Origin of the sequence: Aureispira sp. CCB-E, from assembly GCF_031326345.1 — a bacterium.
Taxonomy (GTDB): Bacteria; Bacteroidota; Bacteroidia; order Chitinophagales; family Saprospiraceae; genus Aureispira.
In genome coordinates this window covers 654,492-674,283 of the sequence record NZ_CP133671.1, presented here as the reverse complement: position 1 = coordinate 674,283, position 19,792 = coordinate 654,492, and the positions used below count along the sequence as shown (strand labels likewise).

General features: G+C 36.0%; 15 protein-coding genes. 6 read left to right on the top strand and 9 right to left on the bottom strand.

Translation table 11 applies throughout. The annotated features are described in order from the left end of the window. Positions 1–504: 504 nt before the first annotated feature. The 4 genes from QP953_RS02560 to QP953_RS02545 all read left to right on the top strand — a co-directional run bounded on the left by QP953_RS02560 (position 505) and on the right by QP953_RS02545 (position 4,021). Complete coding sequence (locus tag QP953_RS02560; protein ID WP_309551837.1) at positions 505–1,509, top strand: IS110 family transposase; 1,005 nt, start codon at positions 505–507, stop codon at positions 1,507–1,509. A 463-nt stretch (positions 1,510–1,972) separates the two neighbouring features. Then, positions 1,973–3,193: an IscS subfamily cysteine desulfurase gene (locus QP953_RS02555; protein WP_052597894.1), complete on the top strand. Its 1,221-nt coding sequence runs from the start codon at positions 1,973–1,975 to the stop codon at positions 3,191–3,193. 78 nt (positions 3,194–3,271) lie between these two features. Beyond that, positions 3,272–3,658, top strand: coding sequence for a Fe-S cluster assembly scaffold IscU (gene iscU / locus QP953_RS02550; protein WP_052597893.1), 387 nt, complete (start codon positions 3,272–3,274; stop codon positions 3,656–3,658). Between the two features lie 33 nt (positions 3,659–3,691). Then, the gene (locus tag QP953_RS02545; protein WP_052597892.1) at positions 3,692–4,021 is read left to right on the top strand and encodes an iron-sulfur cluster assembly accessory protein; all 330 of its coding nucleotides are present in this window, start codon (positions 3,692–3,694) and stop codon (positions 4,019–4,021) included. Between the two features lie 176 nt (positions 4,022–4,197). Here the strand turns inward: QP953_RS02545 and QP953_RS02540 are convergent, their stop codons facing one another. From QP953_RS02540 to alaS, 6 genes are all read right to left on the bottom strand, one after another. Continuing rightward, on the bottom strand, positions 4,198–4,395 hold the full coding sequence (locus QP953_RS02540) for a cold-shock protein (RefSeq protein ID WP_052597891.1): 198 nt from the start codon (positions 4,393–4,395) through the stop codon (positions 4,198–4,200). 272 nt (positions 4,396–4,667) lie between these two features. Then, positions 4,668–6,485: a gliding motility-associated ABC transporter substrate-binding protein GldG gene (gldG, locus tag QP953_RS02535; protein ID WP_052597890.1), complete on the bottom strand. Its 1,818-nt coding sequence runs from the start codon at positions 6,483–6,485 to the stop codon at positions 4,668–4,670. A gap of 115 nt (positions 6,486–6,600) precedes the next feature. Further along, the gene (gldF, locus tag QP953_RS02530) at positions 6,601–7,332 is read right to left on the bottom strand and encodes a gliding motility-associated ABC transporter permease subunit GldF (protein WP_052597889.1); all 732 of its coding nucleotides are present in this window, start codon (positions 7,330–7,332) and stop codon (positions 6,601–6,603) included. Between the two features lie 369 nt (positions 7,333–7,701). Continuing rightward, positions 7,702–8,373 carry a hypothetical protein gene (locus tag QP953_RS02525; protein ID WP_052597888.1) on the bottom strand — a complete coding sequence of 224 codons (672 nt, stop codon included), beginning with the start codon at positions 8,371–8,373 and terminating at the stop codon, positions 7,702–7,704. A gap of 204 nt (positions 8,374–8,577) precedes the next feature. Further along, positions 8,578–9,111 (bottom strand): hypothetical protein, encoded by a 534-nt coding sequence (locus QP953_RS02520; RefSeq protein WP_309553854.1) that lies wholly within the window; start codon positions 9,109–9,111, stop codon positions 8,578–8,580. A gap of 395 nt (positions 9,112–9,506) precedes the next feature. Beyond that, positions 9,507–12,149, bottom strand: a complete 2,643-nt coding sequence (alaS, locus tag QP953_RS02515) for an alanine--tRNA ligase (protein WP_309553853.1) — start codon at positions 12,147–12,149, stop codon at positions 9,507–9,509. Positions 12,150–12,672: 523 nt separating this feature from the next. On the opposite strand from alaS, the gene QP953_RS02510 reads away from it, so the two are divergent. Together QP953_RS02510 and QP953_RS02505 are read left to right on the top strand one after the other, a co-directional pair. Next, on the top strand, positions 12,673–13,641 hold the full coding sequence (locus tag QP953_RS02510; RefSeq protein WP_052597886.1) for a M23 family metallopeptidase: 969 nt from the start codon (positions 12,673–12,675) through the stop codon (positions 13,639–13,641). Positions 13,642–13,869: 228 nt separating this feature from the next. Beyond that, positions 13,870–14,166 (top strand): MerR family transcriptional regulator, encoded by a 297-nt coding sequence (locus tag QP953_RS02505; RefSeq protein WP_052597885.1) that lies wholly within the window; start codon positions 13,870–13,872, stop codon positions 14,164–14,166. A gap of 107 nt (positions 14,167–14,273) precedes the next feature. Here the strand turns inward: QP953_RS02505 and QP953_RS02500 are convergent, their stop codons facing one another. From QP953_RS02500 to QP953_RS02490, 3 genes are read right to left on the bottom strand one after another with little or no spacing between them, the layout of a single operon-like run. Next, entirely contained in the window at positions 14,274–15,566 is a 1,293-nt protein-coding gene (locus QP953_RS02500; RefSeq protein ID WP_052597884.1) for an amidohydrolase family protein, read from the bottom strand. A 10-nt stretch (positions 15,567–15,576) separates the two neighbouring features. Beyond that, positions 15,577–16,716, bottom strand: a complete 1,140-nt coding sequence (locus QP953_RS02495; RefSeq protein ID WP_309553852.1) for a PHB depolymerase family esterase — start codon at positions 16,714–16,716, stop codon at positions 15,577–15,579. A 35-nt stretch (positions 16,717–16,751) separates the two neighbouring features. Next, a complete protein-coding gene (locus tag QP953_RS02490) occupies positions 16,752–19,790 on the bottom strand; it encodes an amidohydrolase family protein (protein WP_309553851.1) in 3,039 nt (1,012 codons plus the stop codon). Positions 19,791–19,792 lie beyond the last annotated feature (2 nt).

Sequence of the window (19,792 nt, the reverse complement as noted above, 5' to 3'; positions counted from 1 at the left end):
TATAACTATCTAATAGTTAGCCGACTACTTCGTAATCACTTCGCTTTTAGTTAGCTCGCTACGCTCGTGAGAGCGCAAGCTTAGTTACACAAAAGCATATTTATATTAGTTTACTTCGTGAGCGCTGCGCTTTTAGTTAGCTGCGCTGCTACTTCGTGGTACTGCGTGAGCGCTTTGCTTTTAGTTAGCTGCTGACAGTCTATTTCAATTGAATGCTCAAAAGGATGAAAGCACCTTAAATATTTATCTCACAAAAAGAATACAATTGATATAGAAGGTACTAGCCTTTACTTTGTATCAGGTAATTCTATGAACTAAATAAAGTCGTATAATTAGAAAAAAGAGAAGTAGAGGTGAACTATCTTACTAGCAAAGCTAATAGGCTTATATTTTGCATTAGTCCTCTACATTCTCCCTTCGTTGAATAGCTTCAAATAGAATAATAGATTAGCAGATCTACTAAAGGCGTGAAAGAAATTCAACATCAAATTAATGATCTAAATTATGAAAAAGTATTCCCATTACATTGGTGTAGATGTATCTAAATTAAGCTTAGACTTATTAGCACTTAATTCATCCAATGAAATTGTTATATCAGCTTGTACAATAGCTAACAAAACAAGAGAAACTAAGACTTTCTTTTTAAACATTGTTAAACAATTAGGAGATAAAGATTTTGTAGTAGCTTTTGAGAATACAGGAGTCTATAGCTCTTTACTTGCATGTACATTGGAAGAACTAGATATTGATTACTGTCAATTATCTCCTTTAGATTTGTTCTTGAGTAAAGGACTCAGTAGAGGAAAGTCAGATAAAATAGATGCTTATAGAATTGCCCAATATACCTTATTTAATCGAATGAAGTTAAGCTTGAGTCAAAACAACCCAGCTTCAATAGAAAAACTAAAAGTCCTTCATTCTCAAAGAGAAAAGATTGTTAAGTCTATAAAAAAATATAAGAGCAATAAAGAATTAGAGGCTTTTTTGCCAAAGGAAATGCTTAAAGAATTGACAAAATCAAGCAAGAGTATCTTGAATAATTTAGAGAAGAACTTGAAGTTAATCGAACAAGCAATCTTAGCCACTATAAAATCTGAACGTCAACTTAAGATAGATTATGAGTTGGTCCAAAGTATTCCTGGTATTGGTCCTCAGATTGCTACTTATTTGATCATAGTAACTCGTGGTTTTTCAAAGTTCAAAAGCGCAAAAAAGTTAGCTTGTTATGCGGGAGTTGCGCCATTCCCATTTCAATCTGGAACGAGTATAAAAGGCAGGACAAAAGTAAGTCCCTTTGCTGATAAAAAATTAAAAAGTCTATTAATAATAGGTGCTCTCAATGCTAAAAGAGCGGATAGAGAATTAAATAACTACTACCTAAAAAAAGAAAGTGAAGGAAAGAATCCCATGCTTATTTTGAATAATATCGCAAACAAAATTTTGGGTAGAGTTTATGCGGTTATTAATAGGCAGCAGCCTTATATCAATACTCAAAAATTTGCTGCTTAAATATTGCTTCTTTTATTTGGTTTTATAGATAGAATGCAAAATGTATAGTTTTAAATTTTAAAGCATGAAATAGGTTCTTCACCAAGTAGGTTCAAAGCTTTTTTGTTCTAAGCTTGCCTTCAATTATTTTTATATTAATAAAAAATATTCTTAATAATTACATTTCATCAAAACACCATCGCTCCCTCTAACTTTCATTATTTTATTATTACAAACCATACAAATAGCATCAATAATAAGTTACTTAGCCTCTCTTTGCAAAATTTTATTCCTATCCCAAAGCCTTGTTTTAGTTTTACAAACAAGATTCAATTGTCATAAAATCGTAAGGTATTTTCTAGAATTATTTTTTTTTTAAAGACTTCGTGAAAAATTGATCTATTCTCGAACACTTTCAATTGAAAAAGTGTTACTTTTGTACTAGATTAGATTTAATCTAAATACAATAACAAATAGAGAACAAATGTCTGACAAAAAATTAATTTACTTAGATAATAACGCCACAACTCCAGTTGACCCAAGAGTAGTTGAGGCTATGATACCTTACTTTACTGAACATTTTGGAAATGCAGCCAGCAGAAACCATCCTTTTGGTTGGGCTGCAGAAGGAGCTGTTGACAAAGCAAGAGAGCAAATTGCAGATTTGATTGGAGCAGATCCTCGTGAAATCATTTTCACTTCTGGTGCAACTGAAGCAGATAATCTAGCCATCAAGGGAGTTGCTGAAATGTACAAGCGTAAAGGAAATCATATTATTACCTTAGAGACAGAACATAAAGCTGTTTTAGACACTTGTAAAAAGCTAGAAAAAGAAGGTTGCGAAATTACCTACTTAAAAGTGGATCGCCAAGGTTTGGTCGATTTGGCAGAATTAGAAGCTGCTATTCGTCCTACAACTATTTTGGTGTCTATCATGTTTGCTAATAACGAGATTGGTGTCGTTCAACCAATGAAAGCAATTAGCGACATTTGTGTCAAACACCAAGTGTTGTTTATGACAGATGCTACTCAAGCAGTAGGAAAGATTCCTGTTAACGTTAAAGAGTTGGGCATTCATTTAATGGCATTTTCTGCTCATAAAATGTATGGACCTAAAGGTGTTGGTGTTTTATATGTATCTCGCAAAGCTCCTCGTGTAAAAGTAACCGCTCAAATGGATGGTGGTGGACACGAACGTGGCATGCGCTCGGGTACGCTAAATGTGCCTGGTATTGTGGGCTTGGGAAAAGCTTGTGAGCTTTGTAAACTAGAAATGGAGGCTGATGCAGAACGCTTGTCTAAATTGAGAGACAAACTAGAGACTGAATTGATGAAAATTGAAGAAGTTGTCTTTAATGGTCATCCTGAATACAGAATGCCACACATGACAAATCTATCGTTTAAACATGTAGAAGGCGAAGGCTTGATGATGACGTTCAACCAAAATATTGCGCTTTCTTCAGGTTCTGCCTGTACCTCTGCCTCTTTAGAGCCTTCTTATGTTCTAAAAGCATTGGGCTTGGGTGATGATTTGGCGCACTCTTCTCTTCGTATCAGCTTAGGGCGTTTTACAACCGAGGAAGATATTGACTTTGCAATCGAAGCGATTCGCAATGGTGTAAATCATATGCGCGAACTGTCTCCAATTTGGGAAATGTACAAGGAAGGTATCGACCTAGATTCTGTAGAATGGGCAGAACACTAATGATAATCACTACGTATTATCAATCATAAATTTTGATCACTCGCTACACCATTTTGTAGCACTAAAATAAATACAATTATGGCTTATTCTGATAAATTGTTAGACCACTTCAAGAAACCTAAAAATGTTGGTACCCTAGACAAAAACCAAAAAAATGTTGGTACTGGACTTGTTGGCGCTCCTGAATGTGGTGATGTTATGCGTCTTCAAATTGAAGTAGACGAAGAATCTGGCGTTATCAAAGATGCTAAATTCAAAACATTTGGCTGTGGTTCTGCCATCGCTTCTTCTTCTTTGGCTACAGAGTGGCTCAAAGGCAAAACATTGGATGAGGCTTCTTCTATTGACAATATGGATATTGTTGAGGAATTAGAATTGCCTCCTGTAAAAATTCACTGTTCTGTTTTGGCAGAAGATGCTATCAAATCAGCAATCAAAGATTACAAAAGTAAAAACGCTGAGTAAATTTACATTTGAAAATACTTTCAATTCTTTATTATGATATTTGTAACTGATAGTGCTAAAGAACAAATCAACCATATTCGTTCAAAGAATGAAAACTTGGACGACAACTACTTTATTAGAGTTAGTGTAACGAGTGGTGGTTGTTCGGGCTTATCTTATAATATGGATTTTGATAACGAATCACAAGCAGAAGATCAAGTATTTGAGGACAATGGTGTCAAGATTGTCACCGACTTAAAAAGCTTTTTATACTTGTTTGACTCTACACTAGAGTTTTCTGGAGGTTTGGATGGTAAAGGGTTTCATTTTACCAACCCGAATGCTTCTAGAACCTGTGGTTGTGGCGAAAGTTTTGCGGTGTAGAGTAAATATAAAAGAGACAATTACACCAATACCACTCTTGTGGTCGTTCATGATACTACTAAGCTTCTCAATTTTTGAGGAGCTTTTTTTATTGGCATAAAAAAATTCAATAAAAAACGCCTTGCACAAAATAGTACAAGGCGTGTTCTTTATTTCTATTCAGTAGAAAAACTGGATTAAACCAATTTCACTCCTACTGCATTCACTCCTTTTCTTCCCTCTTCAAGATTGTAAGAAACACGATCATCTTTAGCGATTTCATCTACCAAACCTTTGGCATGTACGAAGTAATCTGTGTTGTCATTATCATCTTTGATAAAGCCGTAGCCTTTTTCTTCGTTAAAGAACTTTACTGTTCCTGTATTGGTACCCATAATAAAAAATTTTGTGTGCAAAATGGCACTTAAATACAACGTTTAATTGGAGTTAACTCTTGTGGGTTGAACATCTAGAAAACATTGATAGAAAAATAAAAATTCGGCATCCAAACAAGTGGATACTCTACAAAGGAAAGAAATCTATTTCTAAATTTCTATTTTTTAATAGACATTTATTACTTAATAAGCTAAAAAACAACCTTTAGTTAACACTATAGAAAAGAATGTTAGGGATATTTTATGGTTCAATATCTGTTTTTTAGACGTAATTATTCTTCTTCTTTCTTTTGAATTCCAAAACGTTTTCTTCTTACATAGGTGTACAATCGCCCAAAAATAATCAAAACTAATAAAGGCAGAACAAGGTTTATCATTGGCCATTTAGGTAATGTTATTAGTTGTATTTTTTTAATACTAATTGCCATTTTTTCATCAAAAGCTCGTTCTTGATCCAAAGGACGCAGTTTAATCTGTTTATTCCTTGATGCTATAATCCCCTTATTATCAATCATGTACTCCATGCAATTCATCAAGAAATCTTGATTACCATAATGATAGCCATCAAACGGGTTTATTCCTAAAGGTAATGGAGTTGGTTTTCTTTTGTTGGCTGGATCCAAAGCATTTTTAGCAATATCTCCATCTGCAATAACAATCATTTTGGCTGGTTTACCCTGCTCTTTAAATGGTTGTCCCAATTTTTTTAACCCAGCTAACATTTCAGGAGAAACCCTGTTTTTGTAATAAGAAGTAAACGAACCTTCTAGTAATACCGCAATATCTTGATTTCCTTTGGTGAACGCATCTTTTGTGATGCCTTTGTCCATGATATCAATACTTACTCGAACAGGAGGATACTGCACTTTGCTATATTGAGAACTTCTCAACAAAGGCGTTTTTTTAATATAATTACTCGTTTTTATGGTATCTATACTAGCAGGATAACGGGTATCTACAAAGTCTAAATTCTGGACAATAGGATGTTGGATCGTATGACTTCCCGTTTCTTGAGCATCTAACGGTGTTGCATACGGATATGCTTTAGGATGGTAGAACCATTTTCTTGATTCGATTTGTGGTCTTTCTGGTGTTGGACTAACATTAACAGGGATAACACTACACTCCCAATCAGACACCAAGTTAGGGTTAATTCGTACACCATAATTGAATAAGAAATTATTAATGTCCAATTTATGTTCATTGGGCATAAATACGCCTGCCCTCTTCAAACTATCTGCCTCCATATTCAAAGGATCTACCAACCAAATTACATTTCCTCCATTCATCATATATTGGTCGATCATAAACAAATGCTGTGGAGGGAACGGACGGATTGGTTTTGGAATAATAACAACATGTATATTGGTATCAATATACGTCACATCATCCAGATTAAGCCGAGCTATATCATAGTATTTAAACATAGCAGCCTCCAAAGACTCCGTCCAAGGGCGTTGCAATTCGCCATGACCAGTCATCAAAACCATTCGAGGACGGTTTCTCATTTTCAGCTTTTGAATGGCATTCGCAAATTTATACTCTAACAAATTGATAGAGGGGTTAATAGCTTCCATTCTTGTGTAATCCTTGTTGTACCCCCCTGTGGTTTCTAACAATGGAATCACGGTTTTCTGTTGTTTATAACGAATGACCGCATAAGGAAACGCCAACATTGCTTTTCGGACATTTCCACCTCTTGTCGAATTGGTTAAATTAATGGGATAAATGCCATCTTTAGACAAAGCTTCTCCATTAGCAATATTTTCTTCTTCGGTACCACTCATTGGGTCAACCCAACGAACTTGAATAGAAGAATTATGGCCTCTCAATTTGCTCAACAAATCCGATGTTGCATTTTGCAAACGTTTGAAAGAAGAAGGGAAATCACCTTCTAATAAAACTTCTATAGTTAGTACTTCCTCCAACTCTTCTACCAATTCATAGGTGGCAGGATTGAGGGTAAATCGTTTGTCTTCTGTTAAATCAATATCTGAGTAATAAAAACTAGAAATAACATTAACAAATATCAGAATCCCCAAAACCAAAGCTAGGCTTACCAATGATTGTATAAAGCGTGAATTTTGCATATTAATTTTATATCTTTTTTAGTTTGTAGTCGTCAGCTAAATGTTTTAGAATAAATAATTTTAGCCAACTATCGAACGGGCTGTGTTGTCAGTTAATTGAATGCCTTTTAGAGGCTTACCATTTTCGTTTTTCTATCGCAAATTTTGTAAAAGATAAAAAAGCGACAATCATACTAATAAAATAAACCACATCTCTAGAATCAATTACCCCTCTACTCACAGAAGCATAGTGATAATTAATCCCTAACCCTTCCACCAAAGCATCACTGGTTCCGTAAAATAGTGGCAATCTTGCCAAACTAGCAAAAGCATCATAGAAAAAGCCACATAAAAATAAGCCCAGCATAAAAGCAATAATCTGGTTGCTGGTCAGAGCAGAACAAAAAATGCCAATAGATACAAAAACAGCTCCCAAACCAAACAAACCAAAGTACGATCCCCAAGTTGCTCCTATGTCCAAATTCCCTTTGGGCATTCCCAGTTGATACACAGAATAATAATAAACAAACGTTGGTAAAATAGAAAGTAAGACGAGAAATACACATGCCAAATATTTTCCTAGTATAATTTCCCAATCACTAATAGGCTTTGTTGCTAACAGTTCCATTGTTCCTGTTTGTGTTTCCTCTGCAAATGTTCGCATGGTAATTGCTGGAATCAAAAAAAGAAAGACATAAGGTGCCATTCTAAAAAAAGATCCTAAATCTGAAAATCCATAATTGATAATACTATAATCAGGAAAAACCCATAAAAATAACCCTGTTGCTAGTAAGAAAACGCCAATAGCAATGTAACCAATTAATGAACTCAGAAATAAATTAACTTCTTTCTTAAAAATGCTAATCATAATGTTTTTATTCTACTAATGATAATTCCTTATAGGATTTACTTCACTTCTATTGTTAACAATCGTTTTTACTGTTCATTACCCTTTTTTAATAATGGCATTCATCTACAAAAGGGTAAGTCACAAACAAGGTTTTGCCTTTCTACCTTATTTTATTGTCAAAGAGACAAAAATACAGTTTTGAGAGAAACTTAGGTATACTATAATAGAATAAGTTTACCGATTGTCGATAAACTTATTTTATGGAGGTAAAATACAGAAATGTCTAGGGAATTTAAAAGCTAAAACGCAAGATTTGGGGTTTCATGTATAACTTGCTAAAAAATACTACTCAAAAAAGCATACTTTAACCTAGTCTTAAGGATTTTTTTAGGACTCTTCATAGATTGGGTGACGATCGTTGTAGATTTTGATGGTCTTAAACAACTTTTCTTGCACTTCGTCCTCTGTCATATCCTTGAGGGTTTTCATCAAACGTTCATCATCTTGAATCCATGCTTTAAAATTATCTGCGGTATAATCTTTTATTTCTCCTGTTTCAAAAAGCATTATTTTCTTTACTAATACACGTTCTCTATTGACAATTTTTCGCCCCCCTACACGGTTTCCAGAATAAGGGTTGTAAATCAACATTTCCACCTCTTTGTCCTCTATAGAAGGATAATACAAATAACAAATGCGTCCTAGTATATGATAGCTCACAAAATAAATAGCTCCGTCCTTGCCCTTGGGATTGACTTTCATATAAGGTTTGCCTTTGATGCACAAGCCCCAAATATTGTCTAAGGATTTAATTTCTGATGTTGATAATTGTGCTACAGATTCTTCAGATAAAAACAGCAAGTTCTTTTCTCCATCTAATTGATAATCAAAAGAGGGAATCCTATAAAGAGGAAAACTAGGTTTGTTGTTCTTAAAATCTAGATGACTGGTGTATACGCCATCTTCAAAATCATATCCCTTCTTTATTTTTTGTTGCGCCTGAGCAGGCAGCCAAAAGGTCATACAACTACACCATAGAATCCATACAATTGCCTTCATGCTCTTTTATTTTTATAATGGTTTAAGAACTATCACCAAGTCATCCTTCTACAATGCACTCAATGTAATCTTAATCTGCCATTTGGTCTTTTACTAATAAACTTCAAAAAATTTTGTACAAAGATAAACGTTAAAATAATAGACAGAGTTAATAATGACCACTTGATTTTTTATTTTTTAATAAAAAATCCCCCCTTATTCCTGTTACCGCTTGGGAGGATTAAGACTCACTAAGATAACAAACGCTTTTTCGGAACTATCGCCTATTCGTATAACACCACTCTTGTATGCAAAACTAGAATCAAATTCAATACCGAAAAATGCACTGTTGTCTACAGCAAACAATCGATCTCCTACATACCAACGGGTCGAACTACTGGGAATATAGGTCGTTATGTAAGGGTTTAGCGTTGTTTTTTCGAATGAAATTGGCTGTGAATTTCCCCTTGTTGCCGTCGCAAATAATACCAAAGCTATATTTTGGCTATACAAGTTTTTACTCAACTCCGAGGAGTTGGGGTTGATATAGGAAAAACGTTGAGCATTACTCAAATTCAAAAATTTATTACCAAAAAAATCTAGCCCTAATTTTGGGGTAGCAAAGCCTAATACCTGTTCGTTTCCTATTTCTACAACCTCACTCAATGCATACCCATTCTGCCCATACAAAGCTGCTGAATAATTACGCACACACAAAACCATTATCAGAAACAAACTAATTGAGCAAACGTTCTTCATTGATGGAAATTTTAAACAATAGGACAACTTTTTTTAGATTGGGGAACGATCTAAGAAATGGTTATACATTGCAGATTTAGGACTTAAAAACATACCGTTCAACACACTATCTTCAATTCTCTGTTAAACCATGCAGTAGCAGCGCAGCTAAACTAATAAAGTTTTTCAACGACCACGTAGTAGCAGCGCAGCTAACTATTGTAGTATTTCTAATGTGCAAAAAACTAATAGGCTATTCTATTAAGATACGTCAAAAAAACACTGATTGTCAATATTTTTAATAAAAAAATTATCAAAAAGTTGTAGAAAAACAATAAAAAAGCGTGCCTTCAACAGGAAAGCACGCTTGTATTATTATTCTTTATATTGATTGTAAAAAATTACAATTCGTTGCCCTATTTTACTTGAGCTGCATCTTCTATTAATTGTTTTGCCAATGCAATTGCTTTTTCTAAACCATCAGGATTTTTTCCTCCTGCAGTAGCAAAAACAGGTTGTCCACCACCACCGCCTTGGATTTCTTTAGAGACAGCTTTGATAATATTTCCCGCGCTTAAGCCATAGTTATCAACCACTTGTTTATCCATTGCAACAGTCAACAAAGCCTTGCCTTTGTTGGTTCCTCCCAAAACTAAAACTAAATTTTCAAACTCCTGACTCAAACTATTATTCAATTGCTTGATACCGTCTTTGGAAGTAATATTGCTAGTAGTTCCCAAGAAGTGCAAATCACCAATTTTAACCACCGACTGTTTCAACTGATCTTTTGCCAATTGCGCTTCTAAAACTGCCATTTTATCCAACTCTTTGTTCAACTTCTTGTTAGCATCCAACAAATCTTGCAACGCCTTCGTCAAGTCTTTAGGATTTTTTAAGGTAGCACGAACAGCAGCTAATTGTTGCAACTCGTCTTGCACATATCCCATCGCTTCTGCTCCTGTTAAAGCCTCAATACGACGTATTCCTGAAGCAATAGAAGTCTCTACAACAATCTTAAATAGACCGATTTCTCCAGTTGCCTTTACATGGCAACCGCCACAAAGTTCTTTCGAAAAGTCCTCTCCAAAAGTAATAATACGAACTGCATCGCCATATTTTTCTCCAAACAACATCATCGCTCCTGATTCACGCGCTTCATCAATAGGCACGTTTTGTTGCTCTCTCAATGAGATGTTTGCTCTAATTTTAGCATTTACAATTTCCTCCACTTCTCGAATTTGTTCCTCCGTCATTTTGCTACTGTGCGAAAAGTCAAAACGCATCTTATCAGATGAAACAAAAGAGCCCTTCTGTTGAACATGTGTTCCCAATACTTGGCGCAAAGCAGCATGCGCCAAATGGGCAACAGAGTGATTTTTCTCTGTCAACTGACGCTTCGTGCTGTTGATTTCAGCAACTACATTTTGCTCTATGTTTTGAGGTAGTTTTTTGACCCAATGTACAATTAAATTGTTTTCTTTTTTGGTATCAATTACAGGAATTTTTTCTTCTCCAAACCACAACAATCCAGTGTCGCCAACTTGCCCACCGGCTTCAGCATAAAAAGGCGTTTTGTTCAATACGATTTGATATTGTTCTTTCCCTTTTGCAACAACTTTTCGGTATTTAACCACCTTAGCTTCTGCCTTGTGCTCAGTATATCCAACAAACTCGACATTAGGATTATCTAAAATTTCTTCCCAATCGCTCACATCTTTTTGAGCATCTTTTTGAGAACGTTTTCGCTGTTCTGCCAAAGCAGCTTCAAAACCTTTTTCATCAACCGTCCAACCTTTTTCTTCTGCCAACAAACAGGTCAAATCAAAAGGAAAACCAAAAGTGTCAAACAAGACAAAAGCATCTTGTCCACTCACCTCTTTGTTCTTAACTTCTAAGTCTGCAAATAGTTTCAGACCACGCTCCAAAGTTCTTAAGAACGCAGCTTCCTCCCCTTTGATCGTATCCATTAACATTTTTTGCTGCGCTTTTACCTCTGGAAAAACTTCGGCAAAAGATTCGGATAATGTTGGGATTAATTGATAAATAAATGGCTTTTGAATGTTCAAAAAGCTATAATAATAGCGCACTGCTCGGCGCAATACACGGCGGACCACATAACCTGCTCCTGTATTATCAGGACGTTGTCCATCTGCAATCACCAAAGCAACTGCACGTACATGATCGGCAATCACACGCATCGCAATATCCGTGTAAGCATTTTTATCATAAGAATTAGTATACTTAATTTCCGACTCTTTTTCGATCAACTGAATCAAAGGACTAAAAGCATCAGTATCGTAATTAGATGTTTTTCCTTGTAGAGCCATACAAAGACGCTCCAAGCCCATCCCTGTGTCAATGCATTTGTTAGCTAACGGCACCAAAGAACCATCTGCCATACGATTAAATTGCATGAAAACTAAGTTCCAAATCTCAATAACCAGTGGATGATCTTCATTGACCAAACTTTTGCCATCTACCTTAGCTCGGTCTTCGTCCGAGCGAATATCAATGTGAATCTCAGAACAAGGACCACAAGGACCTTGCGCTCCCATTTCCCAGAAGTTATCTTTTTTACCAGCACGAATAATTCTATCCTTGGACACCCATTTTTGCCACAACTCAAATGCCTCTTCGTCAGCTTCTACACCATCTTCTTTATCTCCCTCAAAAATAGTTACATACAAGCGATCCTTATCCATCTTGTAGACTTCGGTCAACAACTCCCAAGCCCAAGCAATGGCTTCTTCCTTAAAATAATCACCAAATGACCAGTTGCCCAACATTTCAAACATGGTTTGATGATAGCTATCGCGCCCTACATCTTCCAAATCATTGTGCTTGCCAGATACTCTCAAACATTTTTGAGTATCTGCAATACGGGCCGCCGAAGGAGTTTCGTTTCCAAGGAAATAATCTTTGAACTGTGCCATCCCTGAGTTCATAAACATCAAGGTAGGATCGTTCTGATTTACAATTGGAGCAGAAGGGACAATCTTGTGTTCTTTGCTCTCAAAAAAGTCCAAAAACTTTTGGCGAATTTCTTTTACCGTCATCATGTTTTTAAAATGTTAGAAATAAGATATTAAATAGGAAGTTTCTTCTTAAAATACGTTTGATTTTATAATTGTCAGACAAACAAAGATGTGTTTCTTTGAGTTATATCCCAAAAGATATTTTAAAGTAGTTCCCATCATAATTTTGAATCGCACAAATATAATAGTACTGGCTCTAAATAACTATATTCATTATCAAATAATTTCATTTTGCTCTATTTATTATCGTAAAGTTTTTTTTAACTCTATTTTAACTCGTAAAATATATGTTCAAAGCTGCTTCTTTTGCCAAATTTAAAATTGATTTTACCACATAGAATTATTTTTTATTTCCCCAAAACACTATTATATCGAAAACAAGCCCCACTATTTTTCTTTTTTCAAAACATATACAAAGTGGTCAAAACAAAACAAATTGTCCAAAAATTTGGAAAGCTCCCCAATTTGTATGTAAATTCGCCCTGTGATTTCTACAAAATGTTCTCGAAATTACAATTATTAGTCCTTTTAATAACTTAATATCCTCATGGGAAAAGAAAAGTATATCTATAATAAGCATACCTTACGCTACGAAAAAGCCAATGTGCCGTTTAAGCATCAATTGCTACGAATATTAGGGGTTACAGGTTGTATCGCAGGTTACACAGCGCTTATTTTCGCTTTATCGCCCAACACAAGTACTTCTAGCCAAGCTAAGGAATTGGCAGATATGAAACAGAAGTATGAAGCGATGAACTACCAAATAGATATGATGAGTAGTGCTTTAGAAAACATTCATGATAGAGACGATGCGATTTATCGTCAAGTACTTGAAATGGAGCCGACCGATAAAGGTATTTGGAATGGAGGACGTGGAGGAAGCGACAAATATGCTGACTTGCGTAACCTTTCTGACAGCGAACTGTTGATTACAACTAGCAAAAAGTTAGAAAAATTAAGACACCGTTTGGCTGTATCTGCTCAATCTCAAGACGAAATCATTCAACAAGCACAGGACAAAGAAAAGATGCTTGCATCAATTCCTTCTATTCGTCCAATTCGCAATTTAAAGAAAAAAATACAACACCTTTCTGGTTTTGGATATCGTACACATCCTGTTTTCAAAACACGTAAAATGCACACTGGTATTGATTTTGGTGCTCGCAAAGGTACACCTATCTATGCTACTGGTGATGGTAAAGTTGTCCGTGTAGAATACAAAAAGACTGGATACGGTAGAAATGTTGTTATCGACCATGGCTATGGTTATCAAACACTTTATGGGCATATGTCTAAAGTTCAATGCAAAGTTGGACAAAAAGTGAAAAGAGGTGAAATTATTGGTTTGGTAGGCAGTACAGGTACTTCTACTTCTCCACACGTTCACTACGAAGTTGTTCACAAAGGCAAAAAAATTAATCCACTTCCTTTCTGTTTAGATGGTTTGAGTCCTAAAGAGTACAAGGAATTTGTAACAAGTGCAACGGCTGAAAACCAAGCTATGTCTATTGATTAAGTCAGGAATAAAGGTTTTAATATAGAATATAGGTACAACCTTCTAAGCTTTGGCTTGGAAGGTTTTTTTTATAATAAGTAAGAGGTCAGAAAAAATAAGAACAAAAAATGGGATTATTTTTTGCTAATCAAAGAAGAAAAAGGAAGGCTGTTTTACTTGTTATTTTTTTTGAACGATTACTTAGATGCTAAAAACAAATTATTTTTAAGTAAGCAGAAATATATAGCTATGTCAACACTACATCAATTGGCAATTGGTTTGAGTGTTAGTGAAAAAACACTCCAATCTTGGAATAAAAGCTTTAAATTAAGTCCTTCACTCAATGCAGAAGGGCAATTGGTTTATAATTCAGAACAAAAAGAATTGTTGTTGCAAATACATCATTTGATAAAAGAAAGAGGATTCACTATTTCTGGCGCTAAAAAAGAGCTAAAAAAACGCCCTCTCCACGAAAAGAAAAAAGAAACTATCCAAAGCCTGCAAAACATTCGAGGATTCTTAGAAGAACTAAAGAATTCTATATAAAACCGTTTTTTTCAACCGTTTTATTATAGTAGTTTGGTGGTTGCCTCAAAAAAAAGCCTCAAAGCGAATCTATCACTCTGAGGCTTTTATCTTCTAAAAAGAAGGGCTTACTCTTCTTTTTTAAGATCGTATTTTTCCATGTACTTATTGTACAAATCCTTTTGTTTATTGCCTAAATCTACTGCATTTCCTGCCATAAAAGCAGCTGTTATAACAGAAGTACGCATATCAAGTGCATCGCCTTCTGAAACTATAAATGTAGCATCTTTTCCCGTTTCTAAACTTCCTACACGATCTGCAATTCCTAAGATTTCAGCTGTATTCAAAGTTAATGCGCTTAGTGCAGCTTCTTGGTCCAAACCATGCCCAATAGCCTGTCCAGCTTGAAACATAAGATTGCGAACATTCCAACTCCCTTGTCTATTGAGAGAAAAGGCAAATTTAACGCCTTTTGCTTGCAATACTGCTGGTGTCTTAAAAGGTTGATCTATATCCGAATCATCTCTACGAGGTAATTGTTGTACATCATCCAAAATAACAGGCACATTTTTCTCCTTTAAGAAATCAACAATCTTCCAAGCTTCTATTCCTCCTTGAATCACCAAATCGACCCCATAAGGTTGCAAAAGGTTAATTGCATCCATCATAGACTTCGCATCATCAGCATGTACAATTAATTTTTTCTTCTTTTGAAACAAAGCCTTCATTGTTTCAAACTTCAAATTCTTTTGCTCCACACTAGTTTTTTGTGCATAAGCTTGTGCTGCATCAAAATAAACACGGGTAGCTGTCATACCATTGTTGTAATCCTTGTTCATTTCTGTTCGTCCTCTTTGCGCCCACCATCCTGTGTAACGAACTCGATTCGGCCAACGCAAATGCACGCAATTATCAAAAGCAAGGGTAGCATCTTCCCAGTTATCTCCCTGTGTGTAGACAATAGAAGACTGCCCAGAAATACGCCCTCCTTCTGGTACAATTTGTGCCAATAAGACCCCATTGGAACGAACCGTTGGCACTACTTTAGAATCGGTATTATAAGCGATAATAGAACGAATATTAGGATTAAAATTACCCACTTCACGATAATCTATCGTTGAACGAACAGCTTGGATTTCTTCCAAGCCTAAACGAGTGTTAGGAGCAATAAACCCTGGATAAACGTGCTGCCCGTTTCCATCTATTGTGCGATCATATTTACTACTTGGCTTGGCATCCATCGTTTCTACCAAATCAATTTTTCCGTTTGTTACACCAATTTGTCCATTCTCAATTACTTTTCCATTGCCAATATGAATGGTTACATTAGTATATAAAAATGATGTTGAGGTATTTTTTTGAGCCACAACATTTAGTGTCGCAATGCCCCATATTATAAGTAGACTAAAGATAAGTTTCATTTTGTCTGTTTTATGCTTTTATAAATTTCAAGGTTTGCACCTTATTATTAGTCTTGTAAACTGCTAAATAAGCTCCTGAAGGTAAGTGCATCGTTGGAATCGTTCCTGTTTTATCACCTGCAAATACTTGGCTTTTCAACGGGTTACCTAAAATATTGTAAATTGTTATTGTATACGGTTCTGTTGTGGTTGTACTCCAACTCAATTCATTTTCAACAGGATTTGAACTTGTTATTTGAAACCAATTAGCAGGCTCCTCTTTCACGCTCTGCACCGAAGTAATCAAACGATACGGGCTAAAAAATTGCCAGATTTCTACACTTGCATCAAAATCCATGTTGGTATTTCCACTAACAATTACCCCTGAACCTGGCCAACTATGCCCTCCGTTATTGACTCGAATTAAGTGTACAGGATAATTTGATCCTGTTTCATAACGCCTCTTATCTGCTGTTGAGCCATCAAATAAATTTGTATTCGGAAAAGCCGTTGACGAAACAGCCGTTGTGAGACCATTGTGTGTTCGCCAGTGTTCTACTAGAGTATTTACACCAATTAATGCTCCATTCCCGTTATAGGGCACCACCGCATCTGACGTTCCATGAATGTGCAAAACTGGAATTTTATTGGCAGGCGTACAGGCTGCATATTGCGTTGCACTCATTGTCCCTGCGACTCCTGCTATTGCCGCAATTCGATGATTTAGCTCACAAGCCAATGTATTGCTCATTATAGCGCCATTTGACAGCCCTGTAGAATACACTCGCTGCAAATCAACCGTATAACTAGCTGCTATTGTATCAATCAAAGCATCAATAAACCCTATATCATCAACCCCTGTCCCATAACCAGCATTCCAATATGGTTGAGAAGAATTATCTAAGGTTCCTTCGGGATAAGCGACTATAAAACCTGCTGTATCTGCAATGGCATTCATTTTTGTCAAATTTGCTTGCGCATTACCATTAGAAGTATAACCGTGCAAATTAAAAACAATAGGATGCGCATTTGCCGTTGTATAATTGGCTGGAATATAAAGCGTATAACTCCGAGTCAAACCATCATGTACAAAACTTCCCGATACATTTTGTCCAAAAACATTCGACAAGCCAATACATAAAAAACTGATAAAAAGACTATAGTAGTTCATCTGATTTTGTTTTTGTTAAAAATTCGGTGGTACTCCTATTCCGTTCCATTTACATCCACATTAAAATCTATAAACTTATTACAATCTGCATCTCCACAGTGATAATGCTGTTTAGGAATAAAAATAGCTGGTTGTGTTGGTACTCCTTTTTCTTTGGCATTCAACATTTTCTGAATCAATCGGTTGCGTTCTAATTTTATCGCTAATCGCTTTTCTTCATCCTTCTGCTTATCGAATAGACAAACACCATCTACAAACGTCTTTTCTGCTTTAGCATAAACAGACAAAGGGTTGTGCGACCAAAGAACAACATCTGCCGATTTACCGACCTTAATAGAACCTACTTTATCATCTAGATGCAATAATTTTGCAGGATTGTGCGTCACCATATTCCACGCAGCTGTCTCAGACATTCCACCATATTTTACGCCTTTAGCAGCTTCTTGATTCAAGCGGCGTCCCATTTCTGCATCATCAGAATTAATTGCAACCACAATTCCCATATCATCTAAAATCTTAGCATTGTAAGGGATTGCATCAATTACCTCATATTTGTAAGCCCACCAATCCGAAAACGTAGAAGCTCCTGCTCCATGTGCTTTCATTTTGTCTGCAATTTTGTACCCTTCTAAGATATGTGTAAACGTATTTAAAGTAAATTTGTGCTTTTCTGCGATGCGCATCAACATTGTAATTTCACTTTGTACATAAGAATGACAGGAAATAAAACGCTTGCTGTTGATAATTTCTAAAATTGCATCTAGCTCCAAATCTTTGCGAACGGTTTTACCAGCAGCAATCGCTGCTCCATATTCTGCCGCTCTAGTAAAATGATCTTCATATACTTGTTCGACTCCCATACGAGTTTGGGGGAAACGTACTCTTGCATGAGGTCCCCAATTCGATTGCTTAACATTTTCTCCCAAAGCAAATTTGATAAACCCATCTGCTCCTTTGTATTTGATTGCCTCTGGTAAACTCCCCCAACGGAACTTAATAATTGCCGATTGTCCACCAATTGGATTAGCAGAACCATGCAATAATTGGGCACCTGTTACGCCGCCAGCTAACTGACGATACATATTAACATCTTCCGAATTAATTACATCTCCAATACGTACTTCGGCAGAACTGGCTTGCGTTCCTTCGTTAACACCATAACTAATACAAATGTGTGAATGCTCATCAATAATCCCTGCTGTCAAATGCTTTCCTGTTCCATCAATTACTTTTGCTCCTGTTATAGATAGTTTTTTACCAATTCTGGCAATTTTTCCATCTTCTATTAAGACATCAGTTGCTTCTAAATTTCCTTTTTTCTCCCCTGTCCAAACCGTAACATTTTTAATTAGAACTGTTTCTTTTTTAGGCAAATTAGCTTTGGTGTATCCATAAGGAGACCAAGGATACAGCACCTCTCCTAATTCATCTAAATTGACTAGTTCTGGTAATTTGGAGGAATCAGACGGCACAGATCCTGTTCGAGTCGCTGTCCATGAAATCCATGTTCCATCAAACTTTGTCGCTTGTCCTGCCCATTTATTTAATTCTGCTTTACCAGAAAGACGATAAATTTTTAAACTTTTCTTTGTTGTATCTTTCTCTGGAACAAAAGCAAATGAAATAGTATTGTTGATTAGGTTGTGTTTAATTTTATGTTGTTTGCTCGTATCCTTTGTATTCGTCCAGTACAGTTCAGGAGCTGCCTCGGTTCCTTTTACTTCTAATTGAAAGGTTTTATTATCAATAGATAATTGATATTTTCCTCGAATATCAACAGCGTTTAAATCTTTTACTATATATGGCTTGCCCTTTACCCAGTTGTGATATAAGACTACTTTCTCATTCAATACATTATCAGAAGTAATGATAAAATTTGCCAATTTGCCTTGTTCCAGTGTGCCAATCCATTGATCTGCTCTGATTAACTTAGCTGGTGTTGTTGTCAAAGCTTTTAATAGGTCTTTTTCTGATAAACCATGCTGATAAGCCTTGCGAACTTGTTTCCAAAAATCCTTTTTATCTTTATTCAGTCTAGATGTTATGGCAAAAGGGATTTCTGCCGCTGCCAATCGCGCAGGGTTCGTGGGTGCCAATTCCCAATATTTCATTTGCGTTAGACTTACCTCTTCTGCATCGTAAGGATCACTCACATCATAAGCCTTTGGAAAATGCATTGGAATAACAAGCGCTCCATTTGTTTTTTTGATGGCATCCAAACGCAAAAACTCATCGCCACCACCTCTAAAAATATATTGCACTCCAAATTCATCGCCCAATTTATCAGCACGCAATAAATCCAACCGATTGCCCAATTCAAAAAACTGAGGTACATCTTGAATTTTGTTCCAATATTCTAGAGAAATATTATAGGATTCGTTGCTTTCTCGCTCTGCGTACCATTTTCCATCGTAATATGTTTGTCGTAACAAGGCAACAGCCCCCATTCTAGAACTTGGATAATTTTGCTTAGAAGTTCCTTTCGAAAAAGAATAATGAGCACTAGCTTTTCCTTTAAGAATCATATCGTGTTCATTTTCTTCTCCTAACAAGACCAAGGCAGAAGTGCCTCGTGCCATGCCATCCATCTGATGAGTTAACACTGTCCCAAAGCCTAATTTGCGTAGGGTTTCAGCAGCTTTTTTATCAACCGAAAACAAAGCGGTTGCATCTTGTTCTGGTTTCAATGCCTCGTTCCAACTATAAGCTCCTTCTTTGTTAGAAAGCATTTGAGGGGCACTAGATTTCGATTTTGTCCCAACAGGTTTTGGCATACCGTAATTGCTAGATAACTCAATAAAAGAAGGATAAATAAACTTTCCTCTCAAATCAATTGTTACGGCATCAACAGGAATTGTTAGGTTGGTGCCTACACCAACTATTTTTCCCTTTTTGATCAATAATGTCGCCTTTTCTAGTTTCTTTTCTGGTGTCACGTAAATAGTTGCATTGGTAAAGGCATAATGCCCTTCTTGCTCATCATAAACCCCATTCCTAGGAAAAGTTATTTGTGCTATGGTTATAACAGACCAAAAGCATAAGAAAAGTACGGCTGCTATTTTTTGCAATCCCATGT

Excerpts from the sequence above, each read along its gene's own strand:
- QP953_RS02525 (WP_052597888.1), bottom strand. The coding sequence starts at position 8,373 with ATGAAGGCAATTGTATGGATTCTATGGTGTAGTTGTATGACCTTTTGG.
- QP953_RS02510 (WP_052597886.1), top strand. The coding sequence starts at position 12,673 with ATGGGAAAAGAAAAGTATATCTATAATAAGCATACCTTACGCTACGAA.
- QP953_RS02560 (WP_309551837.1), top strand. The coding sequence starts at position 505 with ATGAAAAAGTATTCCCATTACATTGGTGTAGATGTATCTAAATTAAGC.
- QP953_RS02520 (WP_309553854.1), bottom strand. The coding sequence starts at position 9,111 with ATGAAGAACGTTTGCTCAATTAGTTTGTTTCTGATAATGGTTTTGTGT.
- alaS (WP_309553853.1), bottom strand. The coding sequence starts at position 12,149 with ATGATGACGGTAAAAGAAATTCGCCAAAAGTTTTTGGACTTTTTTGAG.
- gldF (WP_052597889.1), bottom strand. The coding sequence starts at position 7,332 with ATGATTAGCATTTTTAAGAAAGAAGTTAATTTATTTCTGAGTTCATTA.
- QP953_RS02500 (WP_052597884.1), bottom strand. The coding sequence starts at position 15,566 with ATGAAACTTATCTTTAGTCTACTTATAATATGGGGCATTGCGACACTA.
- QP953_RS02495 (WP_309553852.1), bottom strand. The coding sequence starts at position 16,716 with ATGAACTACTATAGTCTTTTTATCAGTTTTTTATGTATTGGCTTGTCG.
- iscU (WP_052597893.1), top strand. The coding sequence starts at position 3,272 with ATGGCTTATTCTGATAAATTGTTAGACCACTTCAAGAAACCTAAAAAT.
- QP953_RS02540 (WP_052597891.1), bottom strand. The coding sequence starts at position 4,395 with ATGGGTACCAATACAGGAACAGTAAAGTTCTTTAACGAAGAAAAAGGC.
- QP953_RS02505 (WP_052597885.1), top strand. The coding sequence starts at position 13,870 with ATGTCAACACTACATCAATTGGCAATTGGTTTGAGTGTTAGTGAAAAA.
- gldG (WP_052597890.1), bottom strand. The coding sequence starts at position 6,485 with ATGCAAAATTCACGCTTTATACAATCATTGGTAAGCCTAGCTTTGGTT.
- QP953_RS02555 (WP_052597894.1), top strand. The coding sequence starts at position 1,973 with ATGTCTGACAAAAAATTAATTTACTTAGATAATAACGCCACAACTCCA.
- QP953_RS02490 (WP_309553851.1), bottom strand. The coding sequence starts at position 19,790 with ATGGGATTGCAAAAAATAGCAGCCGTACTTTTCTTATGCTTTTGGTCT.
- QP953_RS02545 (WP_052597892.1), top strand. The coding sequence starts at position 3,692 with ATGATATTTGTAACTGATAGTGCTAAAGAACAAATCAACCATATTCGT.